At 45.2% G+C, this 21,723-nt stretch carries 11 protein-coding genes and 1 pseudogene; 1 reads left to right on the top strand and 11 read right to left on the bottom strand.

The features are described from left to right. Positions 1-13: 13 nt before the first annotated feature. The gene (locus tag BUC01_RS04110; protein ID WP_073312788.1) at positions 14-3,880 is read left to right on the top strand and encodes a family 78 glycoside hydrolase catalytic domain; all 3,867 of its coding nucleotides are present in this window, start codon (positions 14-16) and stop codon (positions 3,878-3,880) included. 97 nt (positions 3,881-3,977) lie between these two features. Here BUC01_RS04110 and BUC01_RS04105 read toward each other — a convergent pair whose 3' ends face one another. The 11 genes and pseudogenes from BUC01_RS04105 to BUC01_RS04055 all read right to left on the bottom strand — a co-directional run bounded on the left by BUC01_RS04105 (position 3,978) and on the right by BUC01_RS04055 (position 21,697). Further along, entirely contained in the window at positions 3,978-4,682 is a 705-nt protein-coding gene (locus BUC01_RS04105) for a vitamin B12 dependent-methionine synthase activation domain-containing protein (protein ID WP_025833489.1), read from the bottom strand. Positions 4,683-4,684: 2 nt separating this feature from the next. Next, positions 4,685-5,680 carry a methylcobamide--CoM methyltransferase gene (locus tag BUC01_RS04100; protein ID WP_034524534.1) on the bottom strand — a complete coding sequence of 332 codons (996 nt, stop codon included), beginning with the start codon at positions 5,678-5,680 and terminating at the stop codon, positions 4,685-4,687. 13 nt (positions 5,681-5,693) lie between these two features. Next, positions 5,694-6,362, bottom strand: coding sequence for a cobalamin B12-binding domain-containing protein (locus tag BUC01_RS04095; RefSeq protein WP_025833492.1), 669 nt, complete (start codon positions 6,360-6,362; stop codon positions 5,694-5,696). A gap of 32 nt (positions 6,363-6,394) precedes the next feature. Continuing rightward, entirely contained in the window at positions 6,395-7,954 is a 1,560-nt protein-coding gene (locus BUC01_RS04090) for a sodium:solute symporter family transporter (protein WP_025833493.1), read from the bottom strand. 50 nt (positions 7,955-8,004) lie between these two features. Further along, a pseudogene (locus BUC01_RS04085) lies at positions 8,005-9,063 on the bottom strand (corrinoid protein); the annotation flags it as partial. 20 nt (positions 9,064-9,083) lie between these two features. Then, positions 9,084-11,294, bottom strand: coding sequence for a glycoside hydrolase family 31 protein (locus BUC01_RS04080; RefSeq protein ID WP_025833495.1), 2,211 nt, complete (start codon positions 11,292-11,294; stop codon positions 9,084-9,086). Positions 11,295-11,296: 2 nt separating this feature from the next. Beyond that, positions 11,297-12,013 (bottom strand): L-rhamnose mutarotase, encoded by a 717-nt coding sequence (locus tag BUC01_RS04075; RefSeq protein WP_081795829.1) that lies wholly within the window; start codon positions 12,011-12,013, stop codon positions 11,297-11,299. A 39-nt stretch (positions 12,014-12,052) separates the two neighbouring features. Then, positions 12,053-14,008, bottom strand: coding sequence for a 6-O-methylesterase (locus tag BUC01_RS04070; RefSeq protein ID WP_073312787.1), 1,956 nt, complete (start codon positions 14,006-14,008; stop codon positions 12,053-12,055). Positions 14,009-14,022: 14 nt separating this feature from the next. Further along, positions 14,023-15,360 carry a glycoside hydrolase family 28 protein gene (locus BUC01_RS04065; RefSeq protein WP_073312818.1) on the bottom strand — a complete coding sequence of 446 codons (1,338 nt, stop codon included), beginning with the start codon at positions 15,358-15,360 and terminating at the stop codon, positions 14,023-14,025. Between the two features lie 17 nt (positions 15,361-15,377). Further along, positions 15,378-18,170, bottom strand: a complete 2,793-nt coding sequence (locus tag BUC01_RS04060; protein ID WP_073312820.1) for a glycoside hydrolase family 78 protein — start codon at positions 18,168-18,170, stop codon at positions 15,378-15,380. 206 nt (positions 18,171-18,376) lie between these two features. After that, complete coding sequence (locus tag BUC01_RS04055; RefSeq protein WP_073312786.1) at positions 18,377-21,697, bottom strand: MGH1-like glycoside hydrolase domain-containing protein; 3,321 nt, start codon at positions 21,695-21,697, stop codon at positions 18,377-18,379. Positions 21,698-21,723 lie beyond the last annotated feature (26 nt).

Genomic DNA, 21,723 nt, shown 5'->3' with positions numbered 1-21,723 from the left:
TAACGCAATCAATATGAATAAGAAGATATCAATATCCCTTCTTTCCCTACTCCTCCTTGCCTGTACGGCACACGCAGCCTTGCGCGTCACCGACCTGCGAACAGAGCAATTGAAGAATCCACTGGGAATCGATATCCGCCACCCCCGTCTGGGCTGGCGCATCGAATCGGACGAGCAAAATGTGATGCAAACCGCCTATCATGTTCTTGTAGCCTCCTCCCCCGAACTCCTGGCACAAGGCAAAGCAGACTGTTGGGATTCGGGCAAGGTGAAAACAGACACTTCCCAATGGATCACTTATCAAGGTGAAACGTTGAAGCGCAACACCCCTTACTACTGGAAAGTGAAAGTCTATACCCATACCAATGAAACCGACTGGAGCGAACCCGCCTCCTGGAGCATGGGACTACTGAATGAAGCCGACTGGCAAGGGCAGTGGATCGGCCTGGACCGCCCCGCCCCCGGTGACAGCGAAACACAATGGAGCCGCCTTGCCGCCCGCTACCTCCGCAAAGAGTTTGCACTGACCAAAGAAGTGAAACGAGCCACGGTACACATTGCCGGAATGGGACTTTACGAACTCTTTATCAACGGTCAGCGCATCGGTGAACAAGTCCTGGCACCCGCCCCTACCGATTACCGGAAAACTATTCTGTACAACACGTATGACGTCACCCCGCAACTCCGAAAAGAAAATGCCATCGGTGTCATCCTCGGCAACGGACGCTTCTACACCATGCGCCAGAATTACAAACCCTACAAGATACCTACTTTCGGCTATCCCAAACTACGCCTGAATCTGATTGTTGAATATACGGACGGCAGCAGGCAGACAATCTCCTCGGACATCTCCTGGAAACTAACCACCGAAGGCCCTATCCGCAGCAACAATGAGTACGATGGCGAAGAATACGATGCACGCAAGGAATTAGGAGACTGGAACCGGACAGGCTACGATGATACGAATTGGATATCCGCACAGCGCGTCAGCATTCCCTCAGGAACCTTGCGTGCGCAAATGATGCCGGGCATGAAAGTTACGGAAAGCCTGAAGCCTGTTTCTATCCGGAAACAGGGAGACAAACACATTTTGGACATCGGTCAGAATATGGCAGGATGGCTACGTATTCGTATCAAAGGCCAGGCAGGAGACAGTATCCGGCTGCGCTTTGCCGAGCGCTTGCAACCGGATGGCGAAATCTTTACGAAGAATCTGCGCGATGCACATTGCACGGATATATATGTTGTCAGCGGACGTGAACCACAAGATGCCACCTGGGCTCCCCGCTTTGTATACCACGGTTTCCGCTATGTGGAAATCAGTGGTTATCCCAATGCCAAAACCGAAGATTTTACAGCTGAAGTAGTAGATGACGAAATGGCTCATACCGGAACCTTCACCGGCTCGGATGAAACACTCAACCAGGTATTGCGCAATGCCTTCTGGGGTATCCGCAGCAACTATAAAGGTATGCCCGTCGACTGCCCACAACGCAACGAACGCCAACCCTGGTTGGGAGACCACGCAATAGGTTCCTGGGGTGAAAGCCTGTTTTTCAACAATCATGCCCTATACAACAAATGGACACGTGACATTCGTGAAGCACAGCGTGAGGACGGCTGCATCCCGGATGTAGCTCCGGCCTACTGGAATTACTATTCGGATAACGTCACCTGGCCGGCTACCCTCCCCCTGGTATGCGACATGCTTTTCACCAACTACGGTGACCGGCGCGCAATCGAAGAGAATTATCCGGCTTTAAAGAAATGGGTATCTCATATCCACGAGTATTACCTGAACCGGGAATTTATCATCACCAAAGACAAATACGGTGACTGGTGCGTGCCTCCCGAGTCTTTGGAAATGATTCATAGTAATGACCCTGCCCGCAAAACGGATGGTGCGCTTATAGCTACCGCCTATTATCTGAAAGTCCTGCAACTGATGCATCGTTTTGCAAGCCTGCAAGGCCTCACCGCCGAAGCCGAAGAATGGGGAGCACTGGAACGTAAAATAAAAGATGCTTTCAACGCACGTTTCCTTCATGTGAAGGAAGGTACTTCGCCCGTACCCGGACATACTTTATATCCGGACAGCATCTTCTACGGTAACAATACCGTTACCGCTAATATTCTGCCGCTTGCTTTCGGACTTGTCCCCAAACACTACATTGACGAAGTTGCCAAAAATACCGTGGCTACCATCATCACTACCAATAAGGGACATATCAGCACCGGAGTCATCGGTACACAATGGTTGCTGCGCGAACTAAGCCGCCGTGGTCATGCCGATGTCGCCTACCTTCTGGCCACTAATAAGACTTATCCTTCGTGGGGATATATGGCCGCGCAAGGCGCTACCACCATCTGGGAACTCTGGAATGGCGACAAAGCAAATCCCGGAATGAACAGTGGAAACCACGTCATGCTCTTAGGCGATTTGCTTCCCTGGTGCTTCAACAATCTGGCAGGCATCCGTGCCGACCGTTGGAAGCCCGGCTACAAACATATCATCTTCCAGCCTGCCTTTGACATTCAGGAACTAAGCAATGTAGACGCCTCCTACACAAGCATCTACGGAAAAATAACCAGCCGGTGGACAAAGACTCCGACACATCTGAAATGGGACATTGAACTCCCCGCCAACACTACAGGCGAGGTATATCTTCCCGGCGGGCGGAAAGAAATGGTAGGTTCAGGAAAGTATCACTTCAGTGTAGATATTCCTACCCGGAATGCAGCTATCCTGAGTGACGAGTTCCTATATGAGAAAGCCTCCTTCCCGGAATGCCATGGAGCCACCATCGTAGAATTGAAAAACGGGGATCTTGTCGCTTCATTTTTCGGCGGTACCAAAGAGCGCAATCCGGATTGTTGCATCTGGGTGTGCCGCAAGCCGAAAGGTGCCAAAGAATGGACCTCTCCGCAACTCGCTGCCGACGGCGTATTCTCAATAAAAGATGCGCAGGCAGCTTTGGCAGGCATTGATTCCACTTGTACTCCTGTGACAAATGCCCGGGGAAAGTTGATTGCCCGTCGGAAAGCTTGCTGGAACCCGGTACTTTTCCAGATTCCGGGAGGTGATCTGATTCTCTTCTATAAAATAGGCTTGAGCGTAGGCGACTGGACAGGCTGGCTCGTGCGCTCTCGCGATGGAGGAAAAACCTGGAGCAGGCGTGAACCATTGCCGGAGGGCTTCCTCGGTCCTATCAAGAATAAACCGGAATACATTAACGGTCGTATCATCTGTCCTTCCAGTAGAGAAGGCGGCAAGGGATGGCGCATTCACTTCGAAATTTCCGATGACAACGGCAAGACCTGGAAGACAACGGAATCACTGGCTGCGGAACTTTCCGTACTTACTCAGCACCGTAAAAAAGGAGGTGTCAACGTAGATGATCAGGAAGGCGGCGAAGCCGTCAAAGGTGAAGGCGCAAAGCCAATATATGCGATACAGCCCAGCATACTGATACACAAAGACGGAAGATTACAAGTATTGTGCCGCACACGTAATGCACAGATTGCTACAGCCTGGAGCAATGATAATGGCGATACCTGGAGCAAAGTAACACTTCTGGATGTTCCGAATAATAACTCGGGAACGGATGCCGTAACATTGCAGGACGGTCGCCATGTGCTCATCTATAATAATTTCTCAACATTACCCGGCACACCGAAAGGACCTCGAACTCCTCTCTGTGTAGCCATTTCAGAAGATGGAATAAATTGGCAACCTGTGCTTACATTGGAAGACAGCCCTATCAGTCAATATTCCTATCCAAGTATTATTCAGGGAAAAGATGGTAAGCTTCATGCTGTTTATACATGGAGAAGGCAACGGGTAAAATATGCGGAAATAGATTTATCAAAACTTCAATAGGTCTTTTCTGAATATAATAAAGAAGCCCCGGAACTCTTATAACGATTGAGTTCCGGGACTTCTTTATTTATAAAAACATCAAAGAATACTATAGAACTTAACTTCTATGAATTATCTTACGGTAAATACAAACAGAATTATTGCAAACCAGACAGCCATACTCTCGTTTTTTCACATCAGGACCGATTCCTATAATTCCACTGACGGACTTGACAGGGATCATCAGACAGGAGTCTGTTAATGATATTCCGGTCGGGTTATCCCCTATTAAATGAAACAAGAGTTGCTGAGAAGATAAATGCCAATTGCAATATCCCGGACTGTATCGATTAGTGATTTTCAAGTCTTCGTTACCAAGCATTTGTTCTAATTGCTTTTGAACTTTATCCATTGCCTTTTCTACAGTCAAAGACCCTATTGTATCCACAATAAAAGCTTCCATAAAGTCTCCTTTCTGATTCATCCGTTCCGACAGTCGGCTAAACAAACTTCCGGCGGTACACGCGAACAAAGCCAAATACTCAGCCTTTTTTATATAAGCGCAGATCTGCCTTCCGACTTTAAGTTCTTGGCCTTCAACGGTAATCATTCCTTCGTGCAGAGACATCTTTTCCACCCTTTTTAGGATGTACCCCCCTTTTATATCAGGATTATCCGCCAACTTAGGTAATACAGCTCCGATAAATACATTCACAGGGTGATCGTCATCCAGTTTATCAGATTGAAGGAATGTCTTTATTTCCTCCACAGAAGGACAGACATCCTCAAAAGCAAACCGGTAGGATTGAAAGCTCTGAACCATTGCTACTTGTTTTGCTCATTAAAAATCTTCACTTCTTCGAAAAAAGCCAGTAAGTTCTCTTGAGATACATGAGGCGGAAGATCGCATCCGCTGGAAATTACAAAATTATCATATCCCCTTGTGTCAGCCAACATTTTCTTTGTCGCAATACGGACTTCCTGCCCGGTTCCGTGTTTGAATATGCCTACAGGATCAAGATTGCCCATAACGGCTACATCAGACGGACATTCTTTCAGGACATCCGTCATATTGATTTTATTTCCGAAATGTAATCCGCAGGCTTTACTTTCTATCATAGCTTGAGTAGCATGCCCCGTATTTCCGCAATTATGAAGAATAACTGCAAAACCGTCATCTTGCACAGCATCTACTATCTGTCTCACAAAATAAGTAGAATAGGTCATGCAATCATCATTCGAAAGGAGCCCTGCCGCCGGCTCTGCAATGATTACTCCGGCCGTCCCTGTATTTTTGAGTTCCCGGCAATACCGTATCAGAAAACGGGTACATTTGTCCAACAGTTTCAAGATGGTCTCCGGATCAATATAGATAGCGATCATTATTTCCGTCATGTCATATAAACGTCCGGCAAGAGAATAAGGTCCGATGCATCCCGAAAGAACAGGTTTCTGAATATTTTCAGCCGCCAGACGATTTGCTAATAAATATTGAGGAATACGTCCTTTCGTCATATCCGGTATTTCCAAAGCATTTACCGATGCTTCATCGTGGACGATTGCTCCCGCAACGCTGGGTATTTCATCTTCCGGAATCATAACCCGGGCTCCGAACGCCTCAGCCTCCACTGTGAGATCCATAATTGTCGTACAAGCTGCCGAATCATAAAGATCCGCCAGGTATTTGACAGCTTCATAATGTGTTTTCCCATCAGTCACAGCATCTTTAACAGTTTTGCCAATTGCTTCAATTCCCGGATGTATCATGATAGGAATTGCCGGACAACCTTTTGTTCTGAGTATATAATTAATAAAATTCATGCTGATTGTTATTTTAAGATACTAAACTTTCCAACCATACAACATCATCCTGAGGATCAGAGCCATAAGCATCTGCTCCAATGGATCGTGCAAAATCCGGGGTAAGCGGAGCTCCCCCGACAATCACCTTCGTCTGTGGAGACACTTCCTTTATTGCCTGGATAATTGGCTCCATGTTTGTCATTGTAGTTGTCAGAAGAGCAGACATTCCCACAACCGCATCCGGATATCGCTGAAGTGTTTCAAGGAATTTTTCCGTTTTCACATCAACTCCCAAGTCAATAACCTCCCAACCGGAACCTTCCACCATCATTCCCACCAGATTTTTACCGATATCATGAAGATCTCCAAAGACAGTTCCCAAAATGAAGGTCCCTTTTCTTTTTACTTCACCGGAAGAGAAAAAAGGTTTCAGGTGCACCAAAGAAGTATTCATAGCTTTTGCAGAAAGTAACATCTGGGGAACAAAGATTTTATTTTCAGAAAACTTTTGCCCAACCTTATTCATAGCGGGTATCAGAGCAAGGTTCATGATGTCAGAGGGAGTGATTCCTTTATCCAGTGCTTCCCTTGTATACTCATCCGCTCCCGGCTGCCCTTTCAACTGAGGAGGAAAAGGCGATGCCTGATTGATTTTCCCAAGCTCTACATATTCGAAGAGTTTTTCTAACATTTCGTTCATCGTTTATTATTTTATTAGAGTTAATCCTATTTTTAATTGAAAAAGATATATACACTTACCATAACAATAATCAGCAGTCCCCATACCAATTTAACATTTCTGTCGGTTTTCATTATTTTATATTCCAAACTTGAATTTACCGGAGATTTATCCGCCAGTGAAAACACCCCAATAAAACAAGCCAGGATTATAAATATAAAGAAAGACAAATACAAATAATGTAATCCCTGGAAAATAATCCCGCAATAGTACAGGACTCCTGTGCCAATACTAAATATTGTCCCTACTGTTAATGCCAGATTGATAGCCCGGGTCGAAGTTTTCTTCCAGAACACAGCACAAAGAAAAGAGACAGCCATTGGAGGTGCAATGAAGCCTAATACAGACTGAAATATATTGAAAAAGCTCAGTCCCTGAATAAAGGTGATACCGATTGCCAGAAAAACAGATATAACAGCACCGATCAAAACAACGACTCTACCAATAGCAGTAATCTCTTTATCAGTAGCCTCCGATTTCATCTTTTTCACATAAATGTCCATCGTAAAGACAGTACTCAAAGAATTTAAGGCAGCTCCAATCGTACTGACAAGTGCAGCTGTCATTACCACAATTACCATCCCTATCAATCCTGGAGGAAACACCAACTTAACAAGTTGCAAATAAGCATCAGTAGAGTTTTGCAAGTTAGGAATCAGTATAAAACATAAGACTCCCGGTAAAATAAAAAGAGGAATATCTATTAATTTCAGCCACCCGCAAAAGTTTGCTCCCAATTGCCCTTGTTGCAGATTTTTGGCTCCGAGTACAGATTGAACCATAGACTGATCCGTACACCAAAACCAGATACCCATGATAGGATAACCAATCAGAATAGCCAGCCAGGGAAAATCCGGATCACTCAACGGTTGAAACAAGTTCCAATATCTTGCAGGAGTCTGTGCTATCACCGAATGGATGCCACCGACTTTCGTTATAGCCATGACAGCCAACAATATGGAAACAGCTATTAATAAAAGCATCTGAAATACATTGGTATAAGCAATCGCTTTCAAACCTCCTGCCATCGTAAAAGCTGCTGATACAACTACAAGTATAATTATACATGCCCATAACGGAAAATCCAGTATTTGCGCCATGAATACTCCCCCTGAAAACAAAGTCAGCCCTAGCCAGGATATAAGAATGGTCAGCATAGTATACCAGGCAATATAACTTCGTGTATTATCTCCAAATCTTTTACCCATATATTCAGGCAAAGTCATTACTTGCGCTCCAAGATAACGGGGAGCAAAAACAAAAGCAAGCAGGCATATCAAAGGGAAAGCATACCAAGAAAAATTCCCGGCGACAATACCACTTTCATAACCACTACTGGCATTAGCCACCAACATCGACGGACCGACATTGGTCCCCCACATAGTCAGCCCGATTGCAAACCATCCGAGTGATTTGTTGGCTAAAAACAGGTTACCTTCCTTTTTATTCTTTTTCTTTCCGAAACTTGCACGGTAAGCAATTCCCAGCAAGATGACGATATACACAACAATTACAACAATATCCAGACTCGTTAACTCGATAAGATTTTTCATAGTTTTATTGGGTTATACTATTAAAGTGATGAATACATTACGCCATCTCAGAAAGAGTCTATAATTTTCAAAGCCTCATCAATCTCCTTTTCCGATTTGAAATCCATCTGAATATTCAGTCCCTGATTTCCTACATTATCTAAAAGAGGTTTCAGTTCATCCAATGTCACCCAGTTTGCCATCACTGATTTTCCGGCAGCCAAAATCTTTTTATAAAGACCATACCATCGGGCATCTCCTCCCTGAGGCTGGCCGACTCCCGGTGTCCACTGAACAGCATTCAGATTTTCCAATTCAAGAACAGCATCCAAATGCCGCATGGCATCTACACCATCAAGATGATACAAAGTATAATCTATGTAATCACATTGTTCTCTCAAAAAAGGAAGAGCAAATGTCCGGAAATCATCTTCGGAAATCATAATCGAAATATCGCACTGCAATTTAGATACCTTTCCAGGTCCCCAAATCGAAAAATAACAAAAAGCCATTTCATCCTCTTCATTTATAATCTCATAAATCCGGTCAAAAGCTTTAAAGTAGGCTTTATTTATTTCTTTAAGCTGATGAAGCGTTGTATCCGGGTCAATCATCAAGTCCATCAGTACATTATCAGAACCTTTCAGACTGGCAAGTACATCCAACCCCTCGACAAGATCTGGACAACCAATCAAATAATTTCCCCGGGCTTTTTCCTTACATTTTGCGAGCAGTTCCAAATGAAGTTTCCACCACTTATCGTCTTCATTAAAAACAATGTTTCCATCAAAATCTTTTTTGTCACGTATCCAAATCGTATCTTCCCTACCCTCCAGATCAGCACCCAGAATAGCTCCAAGAGAGCCGGGACCGAGCTGTGTATTTGCCACAGGAAGAATATCCGCCTTATATGAGTACCGCGACATTTTATAATGAAGATACTCCGAACGCCATTCCGGATCAAACCAGAACTGATTCATATCTTTGGCAGGAGTCGGGGCCTGCACTGCTTCATGTGGAGAGCCATCTTTATCCAAATGTTCCCACATGGTCAGCACAACACCTTTTTGATTCCACCAATCCATATAGTGTTTCTTTGAAACTTCAAAATTATCTTTCCAAGTTTTCATCTGCTATTTTAATTCAGTAATTAGTAAATAATATATTCTGTTTTTGACAAGTCCATCTGATCCGTACAACAGACATCTTCAGGATACATAGGAATTGAAGCACCGCATTTTACAAAAACCGGCATCTTCTCCAAAGGTACATATTGATCTCTCAACCATTGCCTGCCTTCGTAAACCTCCCCGGAGAAGAAATGAACCCATTTTCCTTCCGGCAGATAAATATCCCGTTTGTTTTCGGCATTCATAACGGGAGCAACAAGCATATTATCACCGAAATAATACTGGTCATCAATATGTCTGCAAGTTCTATCATCAGGATGTTGTATGATCAGAGACCGCAGTACCGGGAATCCAGTTCGGGTAGTTTTTTCACTTTGTTCCACAATATAAGGAATGAGCTTATACCTTAATTTCCACCACTTCTTTATAATATGTGCAATTTCAGGATAATACCAAGGTTCCCGTTTGGCAGAACCATGATAGCGAAGATGAGAAGAAAACACACCAAATTGTGTCCATCTGACATATATATCGTCCGGTAAGACAGAATTCATGAAGTTAGGTACACCATGAAATCCTGGTACATCATGACTCCAAAACCCGAAGCCTGACAAGCCTAAATGAAGTCCTCCCTTCAAAGAACCGGCCATGCCATCCCATGAACAAGCTGAATCTCCTCCCCAATGCAAAGGATAACGTTGACATCCTGCCCAACCAGCCCGTGCCCAGATAATACCATCACCGGTGATTTCTTTCGTAATTTCGTAAGCTGCCTTTTGATAAAGTAATGGATAAAGATTATGCAGTTTGTCAGGAGACATCGAATGGTAAGCCGCATCCAGATGAATATCTTCTCCAAAATCAGTTTTTATACAAACTACTCCCATATCCAGTAATTCTTTCAATAAGTTCTTATACCATTCTACGGCTTTATCATAAGTAAAATCAATTGTACCGGCATAGTCCTGCACACTGAAATTAGAAGCTCCCTGTATCTTTTTCTCACTCTTACTGATGTAATTATTCTCAGTAGCTTCCTTATACTGCCGGGCAGTATAGGCTATATATGGTAATTGCCAAAGGCTTACACGATAACCTTTACTTTTCAGTTCCCGGATATATTTTTCCGGTTCAGGAAAACGCTCTTCATTAAATTTCCATTCACAGAGCCAATCAGTTTCAAACCAGCCGGTATCCAGATGAATAACATCACAAGGATAATCTTCTTCACGTAACCGATCACATATCTGTTTCACTTCATCTGCCGAGAAATACGTCATTCTGCTCATCCATACACCAAAACTCCACAACGGAGGCATCGATGGAAATCCGCTTAACTGACGATAACCGAATAATATTTCTTCCGGAGTTTCACCACCGATAATAAAACAATCTATAAGCGCCTCATTCACCATTATCTGTGCAGAACGGGTGGAATGGTCGGCCAAGGAAAATTTAGCAAATGATGAAGTATGGAGGAATAAGCCATAATTTTCGCTGGATAAATAGAAAGGAATGTTTTTATAGGCTCTCCGGTTATTGACTCCCTGAGCATCCTGATTCCGCAATTGAATCGTTTTTCCTGAAAGATCCATTTTAGCAAACCGTTCTCCGGTTCCATAAAAACATTCATCTGCTTTTGCATGAAAAGAAAGAGTTGCACGGGCCGCTTTGCCCTTTCTCTCTACAAAAGCGAGAGCAAAAGCATCGTGCCGGGCAGGTGAAAACATATCGTATGCCGATATTTTTACTTCGTGCTTTCCGTCCGGAAAGAAACGAATATCAATTGTTTCCTGAGGAGCCGGTTGAAGATCACTCCACCACTCTATTTCCGGTTCACTAAAACTCACAACCGACTTTTTAGTCCCTTCCAGATTTCTGATAATCCATTCTTCCTGCTTTTTATCATAAGTAAGAGGCATCTTTCCCAAGCGGGAATCCAACTGGAGCATTTCAGAAGTTTCCATCACTTCATCACCGATTTCCATAGAAACACGAAGTATCTTATCACCGTAAGCACTTAATCTTAATAAATAGTTTTTCCTGGCTTCGGTAAGGTCCGGAGTTATTTCATTGGAATTGTTTTGCTTCTGAAAGGGAACCGTAATGTAGATATCCCCGTCTCTTTCTTCAATGGCAATAGGGCGGCAGGCTCTCCATAAGCTATCTCCTTCATTCAGTTCCGGATTAAAATCGAGGAAATCAAATAATTGATAGTTTGTTTGTATCATAGTTATTCTTTATTATTCATGACAGGATTAAATAAAACCCATTTTTCATCAGGAGCACTTCCTTCTATACCTTCCTGATAGTTGGCCATAATGGTGTTCCATTCATTTACTCTCGGATTGTTTTCTGTTGTTTTCGGATCCAACTCGTCCAGACTCTTGCCTTCGGGTATGCTGATAACCAACATCAGTTGTCTCCCATTTCTGAATACCAGTAATTGTTGAAAATCGGCTTTGCAGAAACCATAGGCCACTTCCGGCCACTTCTCGAACTGAGTGGCATGATAATCCATATATTCCTGTTGCATTACCGAATCCTGAACCAGATTAGCTGTCATAATGGTATGTTTCCACTTTACAGCTTCTGTCTTCGATTCACAACAGTTCCTGTCGAAGACATAAAAAGGTGTTTCATATATTTTGATTATAGAATTCGGAGAGACAGCCGAAAGTTGCTTCCGGATACCCTCAATTTCTGAATCGGACATAACATCATAGACAATTAAATGATTTTTCCATCGATAGACTGACGTCACGGGAATATCGCATCTTGCGCAGACTGCCATCAATTCTCCAGACAGAATCGTATCATTAGTTTCAATGACTTCTATAATAGAAGCATAAGATATATCCTTGTTTTTAGCTGATTGGGAAGTACATGCTAACAATATACCCGACATTCCCAAAAGCCAAATCCCAATTCTCAACGTAAGTGTTTTCATCCAATTATGTTTAAGGTTTGTATTTAAAAGCGGAAAATGTTACTTTTTTGCTTTTTCCGCTTTTCTCTTATTTACATAGTCTTTGAACATCTGACGCCAGTTACGGCCATGCTCATTAAAATACTGCTCACACTTGGTTTTATAGATTTCGAAGATTGCGGAAATCTGCTTCATGTTCTTATAATCAATAGCCTGTTCACGAGCCAACTTCAACTGTTCCAGCACAAAAGCTGTTTCCTCTTCCGTCATGTTGGGAACAATAGCCTGATATCCCTTTAAAGTGAAAGCCACTTTACCAACCGTATATTTATCAAGGATCTGTTCCACTTGTTCTTCTGTCAGCACTCTGCGTAAATCTTTCATCAACTTTTCATGAACTTCTTCCGGCATGGCAGAATCGGCTATCATTTCACGGTCCAGCTTGCTCAGCGGTTTGCCGGTCAGAGGATTGATACCGGCAGGAATAGTAGTATAAGGATGTTCATTATGCCAGTCACGAACTTTACGCAAATGATTGTACACAGCGGTTGCAGCAAAACCGGCTTTCTTGTCATCGTCCAGATTCAAAGAAGCCACCCATTCGTTTGCCTTTTTCTCAAGAGAAGCATCTGATTTCAATCGGGCAAAAGCTTTCTTATCAAAGTAGACGGCTATTCCATCAAATGAACGAACCGCGCTTTCCGGAAGCAACTCACCTTTCTCGCCAAAACTATACATGGCAGATTCCGGCTCAATAGTGATTTTACTCTCATCCAGCATCTTCTTATCCAAATCGAAGACTTCGGCAAAGAAATCATAAACAGCGTTCCGCTTATTGGGACCGAAATCATGTTTCTCTTTCGGCAGATGCACATTCACCACTTTATCTTTTGCACCGTAAAATCCATAAACACGTTGCAGATAGGGAAATTCCAGCGTAGGGACGCTTGCAGTCCAATCTCCGCCATCAGACACTACCAACTGCGGACGAGGAGCAAAAATTGCAGCCAGTTCGGCATTACAGGTTCCTCCCGCAGCAAGCTGGATAGGCATACCACTCTCACAGGGACACCCTCCGTCGAAATGAGAGGCAAGGCTCACCACCGGTGCCGAAGCCGCAAAACGCCCGTCGAGCACACTCAGCAAAACTGTTTGCGTCCCGCCACCGGACCCTCCGTTTACTCCGATACGGTTCACATCAATATCTTTACGGGAAGCAAGCATATAGTCAAGAATCAGAAGTCCGTTCATAGCCTGAATGGTATGTGCCGCACTACTGCGATGTGCCGCACTGCCCACCTGCAAGGCGGACTCTCCCCAGCCGAAAAGGTCATAATCCACACAAACGGCACCCATACGCGCCAAGGTTCCCATACGCTGCTGCTGGTCTTCGCGATAACGCCCGCCACCGAAATGTCCGTTCGGACAGATGATAAGCGCATGTTTCCCTTTCGATTTAGGGACATAAACGGAACCGCAGACGTAGAGTCCGGGAAGCGTTTCGAGTGCAAAATTCTGTACCGTATAGCCGTCAAATTTCCTCACCTTCGAAAGAACCGGCTTTGACTTCACACATTGAGCCAGCAAAGCGTCAATGCCTAAACGCTGGCGAACCTCTTTTCTCAAAGAATCGGCACGGAGTTCCAAAGCCTCTTTATCCGCATAAAAGGAATTGAGATAGGCCAGCATCTTTTCACCATCAGCATCCGTCCGGCGGGGATATTCATAAGCTTTCAACTTATACATATCCGCCCCCTGCTTGACAAATTTGTAATCGAAAGGTGACAATACATTCGTCAGGGATTCTTCTACTGAATAAGGATGGATACGAAAATCCGCGTATGGTAATACTTTTCCTACCGTATCTATGTCATACTTCAAACGGATGCCAAAACGTTGTTGAATATCCGCCAGTACTTCATTCAGCGGACGGGCAAATGCCGTCTCATAAGTTTGCGTTTGTGCTTCTGCCGAAAGAGATGCGGCAAGAAGCACGGAGAAAATAATTCGTTTCATATTTCTGTATCATGTTATTTAAGTTTCACTTCTTCACCGTTGACGGTGACATCATCCAGCGTAATACGCTCACAGTCTTCAAACACACACTTCTGCCCGGCACCCCGGATATGGATGTCACGCAGTACAATGTCGGATATCGGAGCTTCTTCCAGGCCGGCAATCTTTATCGGAGTTTTAACGTCCGTCACAGTCATCCCGCTGATGTGCACATTACGAAATATGGGAGTACGCTCGCTCTTGGGTTCGAGAGGCATCTTGCTGTACTTCAAATCCAGAATCACGGCTTCCTTTTTGATATTGCTCATCACAATATTGCTGACACGGATATCTTCGACGACTCCTCCCCGCCCGCGGGTCGATTTAAGCCGGATGCCACGGTCGGTTCCATCAAAAATACAATTAGAAATAGCCACTTTACGGACTCCTCCGCTCATTTCACTGCCAATCACTACTCCGCCATGTCCGGCAAGCATGATACAATTGGTTATTGTAATATTCTCACAAGGTACTCCCAGACGGCGTCCTTGCGCATCCCGACCGGATTTAATCGTTATACAATCATCGCCTACCGAAATGTGGCAATCGCTGATATACACGTTCCGGCAAGATTCCGGATTAATTCCATCCGTATTGGGAGAAGGTACGTTATGAATGGTGATTCCTTTTACCACCACGTTCTCACAAAACTCTGGATTCACTGTCCAGAATGGAGAGTTGATAATCTTCACACCCTCTATTTTGACTCCCTTACAACGGACAGTCTGTATGAATGGAGGACGGAAGAAACGACGTTGCAGCGTACCGACATAATCTTCGTTCGTATCAGCATAAATGGCCTTCGTATCGTTCTCCCTATCCCACATCGGCTGGTATTTATTTATATCGCGAACGCCGTTATCTTGCAGGTCAATCATGACGCGAAAGAACTCCATCCACCACTTCTTTCCCTGGCCATCCAGAGTTCCTTCTCCCTTGATGGTGATGTTCTCCGCATCTACGGCATAAATCAAAGGCTGGAAGCTCTTCATCATCACCCCTTCGTAACGCATCTCCACAAAAGGCAGGTAATCGTCAAAGTTATCGGAGAACAGCAAGGTGGCCCCTGCCTCCAGTTCGAGGGTTATGTTACTTTTCAAATGGATGCTTCCTGTCAGATAAGTTCCGGCGGGAAAGTAAAGCGTTCCTCCGCCATTGGCATTCAGGCGGTCGATGGTAGAGTTTATCAGCCGTGTATTCAAGGACTTCCCGTCTGTTGCCGCACCTGCCTTAATCATATCCACCCGTTCCGCACGGAGCGCAATAGTTACACAAAAACAGAAGAGGAAGAAAAGGGTTATTCTGAGTTTCATAGTCATATTGTTATTGATTATTTTTCGTTCACTACAAACTGGTATGTTCCGCTTTGTACCTCTTTCGGCGCTATCTCTCCGGGAAGGGTAACGACTGCGGTTGTATTTACCGGAACAGAAAGATTCAACGTAAACGTTCCACTCTCATAAGTCCAGTCTACAGCTATCACACCGTAAGGAGTATCATAAGAGCATTTCACATATTTCAGGTCACCAACCGGTTTCGGGGCAATACCAACAATCTGGTATCCATTCTTAACATACGGACGGATTCCGGCCAGCGAATTGAAAAACCATTCATCAATCTGTCCCATCATAAAGTGATTCCAGGAAGAGCCTTGGCGGGGGTCCCACTGTTCCGTCAGAGTTGTGGCGCCAAACTTGAGTTGGAATCCATATCCCGGTGCTTCTTCGTGGTTGAACATCTTATAGATAAGTTCATCCGCACCGTAATTGGCCAACGTCTGGATCAGATAGCGGTTGCCTACATCACCGGTGGTCAACCGGTTGCCATGAGCTTCCACATCTTTCACAAGGTTCATGAAGACCTTCCGGTTCAGGCGATGATCCATTTCATAGATGCCCTGGTGTCCGGCGCTTTGAGTGAGCCGGAGGAAAAGCGGCAATGCATTGCTGCACTGGCTTCCCGTGCCGTATTGTGCCGTATCATGATTCAGAAAGCGTTCATTAAACGCAACTATGATGTCGTATGCCAAAGAACTGTAATATCTGACATCATAATCATTGCCTACAATAGATGCCGCTTTAATTAAATAGTCAACGCTCATGTAATAGTGCGCCGTGGCTACCAACGGAACCGGTGTATTCCGGGAGAAACCGGCACGGAAATCCCCGTAATCATACCAGTCGCCCAGGCCGAAAGAGAGAATATGATTATCGGCCCTGGTAGACAAATAATCAATATAGCGGCGCATATTCTGATAGTATTTCTTTATCAGTGAATCGTCTCCGTATGTTTCATAATACATATACGGAAAAATGACCAAAGCTCCTCCCCACTCCGGAGATTCGGCAAAAGCGTCCATTCCCGGACCTTCAAAAACCACATATTCCGGTGCAGTCGTAGGCATCGCTCCATTGGCATGCTGGGCATCTGCCATATTCCGCATTATCTGAGGGGCAAAGGCTGTGAGATCATAATTATAGAACAAGCCCGGGCCATTGAGGTGCACCTGTTCCAGCCAACCCAGCTTTTCACGATGGGGACAATCCGTAAACACCGACTGCATATTGCTACGCACGGCTTTCTCTATCAGACGATGAGCCGCATTGAAGATGGGGTTGGAACACTCGAACGTAGATACCTTTCGTACCGAGTTATAGACAAAGCACGACTGAATGTTTTTCAGGACAGGCAGTTTTCCCGGATTCTTCTGTCCCTTCAGCACCGCCCCTTCCACCTGGATGTAACGATAGCCATAATAAGAAAAACGGGGATGCCAGGTCTCGTCGCCTTCACCTTTCAAGGTATATTCATAATAATGCTGGCGTCCCGTCTGACGCTGATTGCAAGCACCTTCATCGGTCAAGGCCTCGGCAACTATCAAAGTGACCTTTTGCCCCCGCTTTCCACGCACGGTAATCTCCGGGAAACCAGCCAGATTCTGCCCCATATCCAGTACAAAGGCAGAAGGATCGACCGTTCTTTTGGTTGATTTACAGGCAGAAAGAATCTGTTCAGGCGTAAGTTTCGTCACCTTCTGAATGTCATAGCGCTCCATAATCTTTACCGGAGCCGCCTTCTGCGGACGAAGCATTCCCTTCGGAGCTTCCTGAACCACTACCGGACGCCATTGCCTGTCATTGAAACCGATTTTATTCCATCCTTCCTGTTCACGGCGCGCATCATAATCTTCTCCCCCGTAAATGCAATTAAAAGTGATAGGGCTCAAATCGTATTTCCAGTCGTTATCCGAATAGATTGTCTCCCGCGTTCCATCCTCATAATTAATGACCAATGAAAACAAAAGAGTCGGAGCTCCGAAACTTATCAGCAATTTACGATAACGCCCGCCCTGCACATTATAAAAGCCGTTACCCAACAAAACACCGGCGACATTTTCACCTTTCTGCAACAATTCCGTTACATCATACGTATTATAATACACGCTTTTATCATAATCGCTCCAAAGCGGGGCAAACTCACTGTCGCCTACTTTCTTCCCGTTCAGGGAGAATTCATAAAATCCCAGACCGCAGACTGATGCGGTGGCTTCCACCACTTTCTTATCAGTCCTGAACTCCCGGCGCAGACAAATGCTTTTCTTAGCCAATGTGTCCACAGCCGCCCAGGCCGCTTTAACTTCCGGCTTCTTCAACTCTGCGCCATGAAATCTCCGTCCTTCGGGCAGACGGGCATCTTCACGGGTGATGGCGCCAATCCATTTTGCAGAAGAAAAGCCCTCGGGAGCTAAACGGAATTTCGCCTCACGGCTCCACTCGGACGGCGCATCCGTTTCATCCCAAACGCGCACACGCCAAACATAACTATAGGGACTGTAACGATGAATGTCAGCCTCTTGAGTGGATATTAACTGGCTTTGAGAAGACTTAACTTTTCCGCTGTTCCAGACAGAACGTCCCGTGCAGGTTTCACGAATTTCAACCTGATAGGCGGTCTGCCTCGTCCCGTTTTCGGATGACGACATAGCCCATCCCAGACGGGGATAACCCTCAACAATCACCATTCCCTCCTGCATTTCACAAGTGAGGCGGCTAACCGTTATATTCTTTGCCTGCGCCAGACAAGGCAAACAAAGAAGAAGAAGAATATATCTTTTTAAAACCATCATTAGTCTATCTCTATTTCAGTAAGTAATCACATCAGTCTATACAATAAATGATAATTTAGCGGGCGGATGCCCGCTAAAAATTGACAATTGACAATTAACAATTAGGCTGCGCTATATTGTGCTTAAACAATCGTTCCGAATGGTAATTGTCAATTGTTAATTGTCAATTTTTAGCAGCAAAGCCGCTAAACTATCATTTGCCATCATTTCAATGCATGTTCACAAACAATCCTCGTCAATGTATCCGCATGTCCCACTTCTTTTCCATCTACAAAGATGCGCAACCCTTTTCCCCGGTGGTAACGATCACCGTACTTATCCCAAAGAATAGTAAGATTATGCCCGTGATACAAAACATTGTCCAGGCAGAACCAATCCCATCGATCCGCCGGTATCAGCGGATTCACCTCTACCGTATCGTCCAGACGTGGGCGAAGTCCGATTAAACCCGTAATCATCAAATCATTGAAAGTGGAATGGTTGTAGTAACGGCTTCGTTCCTGGTCGCCTTTCAGCCAATAACCAGTCACTTCATCCAGATATTCGCCGATATAAGGCCGTCCGCGATGATATTGCGATTCCACATACAGCTCCATCTGACGAAAATAGACACTGTCTGACAACACAGTCTGCGGATAGTTATTCATGAAATTAGCCATAGCCGTGAGAGTCTGTGCCGAAGCAAACGGCCAGATTGCACCGTCCCACTCGCATTTACCTACTCCGTGTGTGCGGAATTCAGGATGGCGGCGTTCGGCTGTTGTCAATCCGTAAGGGGCGGAGAATCCCTTCTCGTCCATAATCTCTTTCCAGGCGACTGCATATTGTCCGGCTGTGTCCGGCAAATTGAAATACCAGGGAATATAACCGATAGCTTCGCGCACATTTGCGGAAGAATCCGTACGCATGGTTTCAAAAAACTGATGACGCGTATTCCACAGTTCACTCTGAACCAGACCTCTCAGTGTGTCCGCCTTCATTCCATATTTCATAGCTCCTCCCTCATCACCGGCAAAGATACCCATCAGCGAAAGCGCCTTTGCATTGCCATACATATAGCTGTTGATCGTGGGGCGTGCATACTTCTTTCTACGACCGCCGCTGATAGACTCTTCCATACCGTCCTGCACGTCTCCCTGCCAATACAGTCCGTTCTTCAAACGGTTTGTACGCTCCCAACGTTCATATTCCGTTTCCAGGTCCTTCTTCATGTCCAACATGAAATCCCTGTCCGCATCCACCATATAGCGGGCCAGCACGGCATCCGCATTCCAGGAACTGAACTTATCCATTTTCTTCATCGGACCACCTTCGTTACCACGATACCAGGTGTGAATAATCTGATCCAGATACTCGGGATTGCGAAGCCAACGGCTTTCATAAATATGATGCCCGATAGCACAAGCAATTAAATTGTATTTGTCGGCGTATGAACGCTGCACAAGGAACTCCGTCATGCCGTAACCGGCAGGAGTCTGTTTGATATGTTTACGTAGCGACCACCAACGGTAGTAATACATCTCTTCAAAATTACGTTGCGGGCACTCAAACAAAGGAATATTTTCTTCCATCCACTCCGAAGCTTTCGCATTTGGAATAGCCTGGGCTATATTCTCATCTTCCATTCCATTGAAATAATCCACATAATGCTTAAAATCCGCATAGTTCAGAAAAGCGGCTGTTGCATCTTTATCGGCAGAAGAAGTCTTCACATTGGCAATACGATATTCAACCAAAGCCTCCCGGGCACCTGCATCCAGAAGATCGTATGTCTGGTCGGCAGGAGTATCTACAGTGGGGAATGTGCGTGGCGCTCCGGTGCGGAAAGCTATTCGCTCGATAGAGGCTACAGGGGCAAAGAACATGCGGAGGCCCACTCTTTTACCATCCACATAAACCTGGATGTTACGGTCGGCAACCGAAAGAACAGCCTCGACATGATAAGTCTTTCCCGGCTCATACTTCATCATATTTCCGAAACGCGAACCGCCCTTGGCACGGAAAACGCCATCGGGAGTCAGTTCCAGGCGCGAACAGGCAATGCTGTTCTCATCCAGAAAGTCAATCTGAAGCGTACCTTTATCATTCTGTCCGGCCTGCAAATCAAAGGTTACTTTCAACTCTTTGGAAGCCGGGATTTTACGTTCCACCTTTGCATAATCAAAAGGATCTTTATCCTGCAGGCGCAGCCATTTCCCATCCAAAGAGACCGGCGCCCAAACCGGAGAATAAATATTCCAGTTCGTCAGTCCTGCAATGGTCTCATATCCGGAGAAATTATCATCCGCATGTGCGGACGCCTTCAGTTCTACGGGAACAGGAATACGGGATATCCACATGTCTTCCTTATTCACGCTGTAGGAAACCCACAAGTCACCATCGGCAGGTACTCCGTTTCCTTCCTGAATGCCACGGGCATATTGCGGGCCGTAAGATTTGTAATTCCCACCATAACGCATCGGAGGAATCTCACCATGCACCAGGTTCAGAGTCGTATATTCCAATCCATCTTTGCTCAGGGAGATTGCCAGCGGCCAGCGAAATTCCGACGGATTATACACGGTAGCATACATACCGTCGCTCAGACGCTGCCCCCAGATTTTCGCATTACTGTTGACAAAACCTTTGGCACGAAGCACAGGCTCCGCCCAGGTATGTCCGCCATCTTCACTGATGGAAGTCAGGGCATGTTTCCAAAGACTGGCAATACGCCCATCGGGTAATGTATAACAGTTGAACGCTTTATATCCCTTTTTCAAAGGAATAACCGGGTCTTCCCGGTCAGCTTCCTCCACCCATTGCATCATATACAACGGATTATCCAGAATTTCCTGACAGGCTTTTACGAACTCACGATCCTTACTTTTCCTGAAATATGGATAGTCAGTATTCTTTTCGTTGAACCCGTGGTTATAATAAATAAAATAGATCGGTCCGAAAGAACCATCTTTATTTATTTCGCGTACCACACGTCCAATTCCATTTCCATCATTAGGGTCATCCTTTTTATCCAAGGCAACTCCATAATTTCCCATTGTAATCAGTCGGCCCGATTTGGAAACATAAAATCCTACACGCTGGTGCATGATTGCAATCAAATCTTTAGCCTGTATGCCCGGACGAGACTCTTTTGTATATCCATCCGGTACCTTATAAGGTGGAAACACTACTTCCGGATTTGTCCACTGATAACCATCTTCAGAGGTCATCAGGAAAGTCTGCGAAGGCGGGATGTGCTCATCCGAAGGGTCAGACAGGTACTGATAATAAAACTGCCCGTTCCAATATGCCAGCATCGGCTGGTGATTATAAGTCCACCCGGCACCGTTAGATGCATCAGGGTTTTCACGGTTGGCACGTACCAACTGTATATTGTGCACTCCCACCACCGGAGACAACTGTCCGTCATGATAGGCAGGATTCGATAATTCCGTTCCTGTATAGTGGATTCTATCCTGCGCAGAAACTGTTGCTGTCAGCCATCCGGCAGCCAATACAAAAAGAAGTTTTGTGGAGTTATTCATGATTACGGTTTATTGTTTCGGATTTA

Origin of the sequence: Bacteroides stercorirosoris, assembly GCF_900142015.1 — a bacterium.
GTDB classification, from domain to species: domain Bacteria; phylum Bacteroidota; class Bacteroidia; order Bacteroidales; family Bacteroidaceae; genus Bacteroides; species Bacteroides stercorirosoris.
This window is presented reverse-complemented; position numbering and strand designations above follow the sequence as displayed.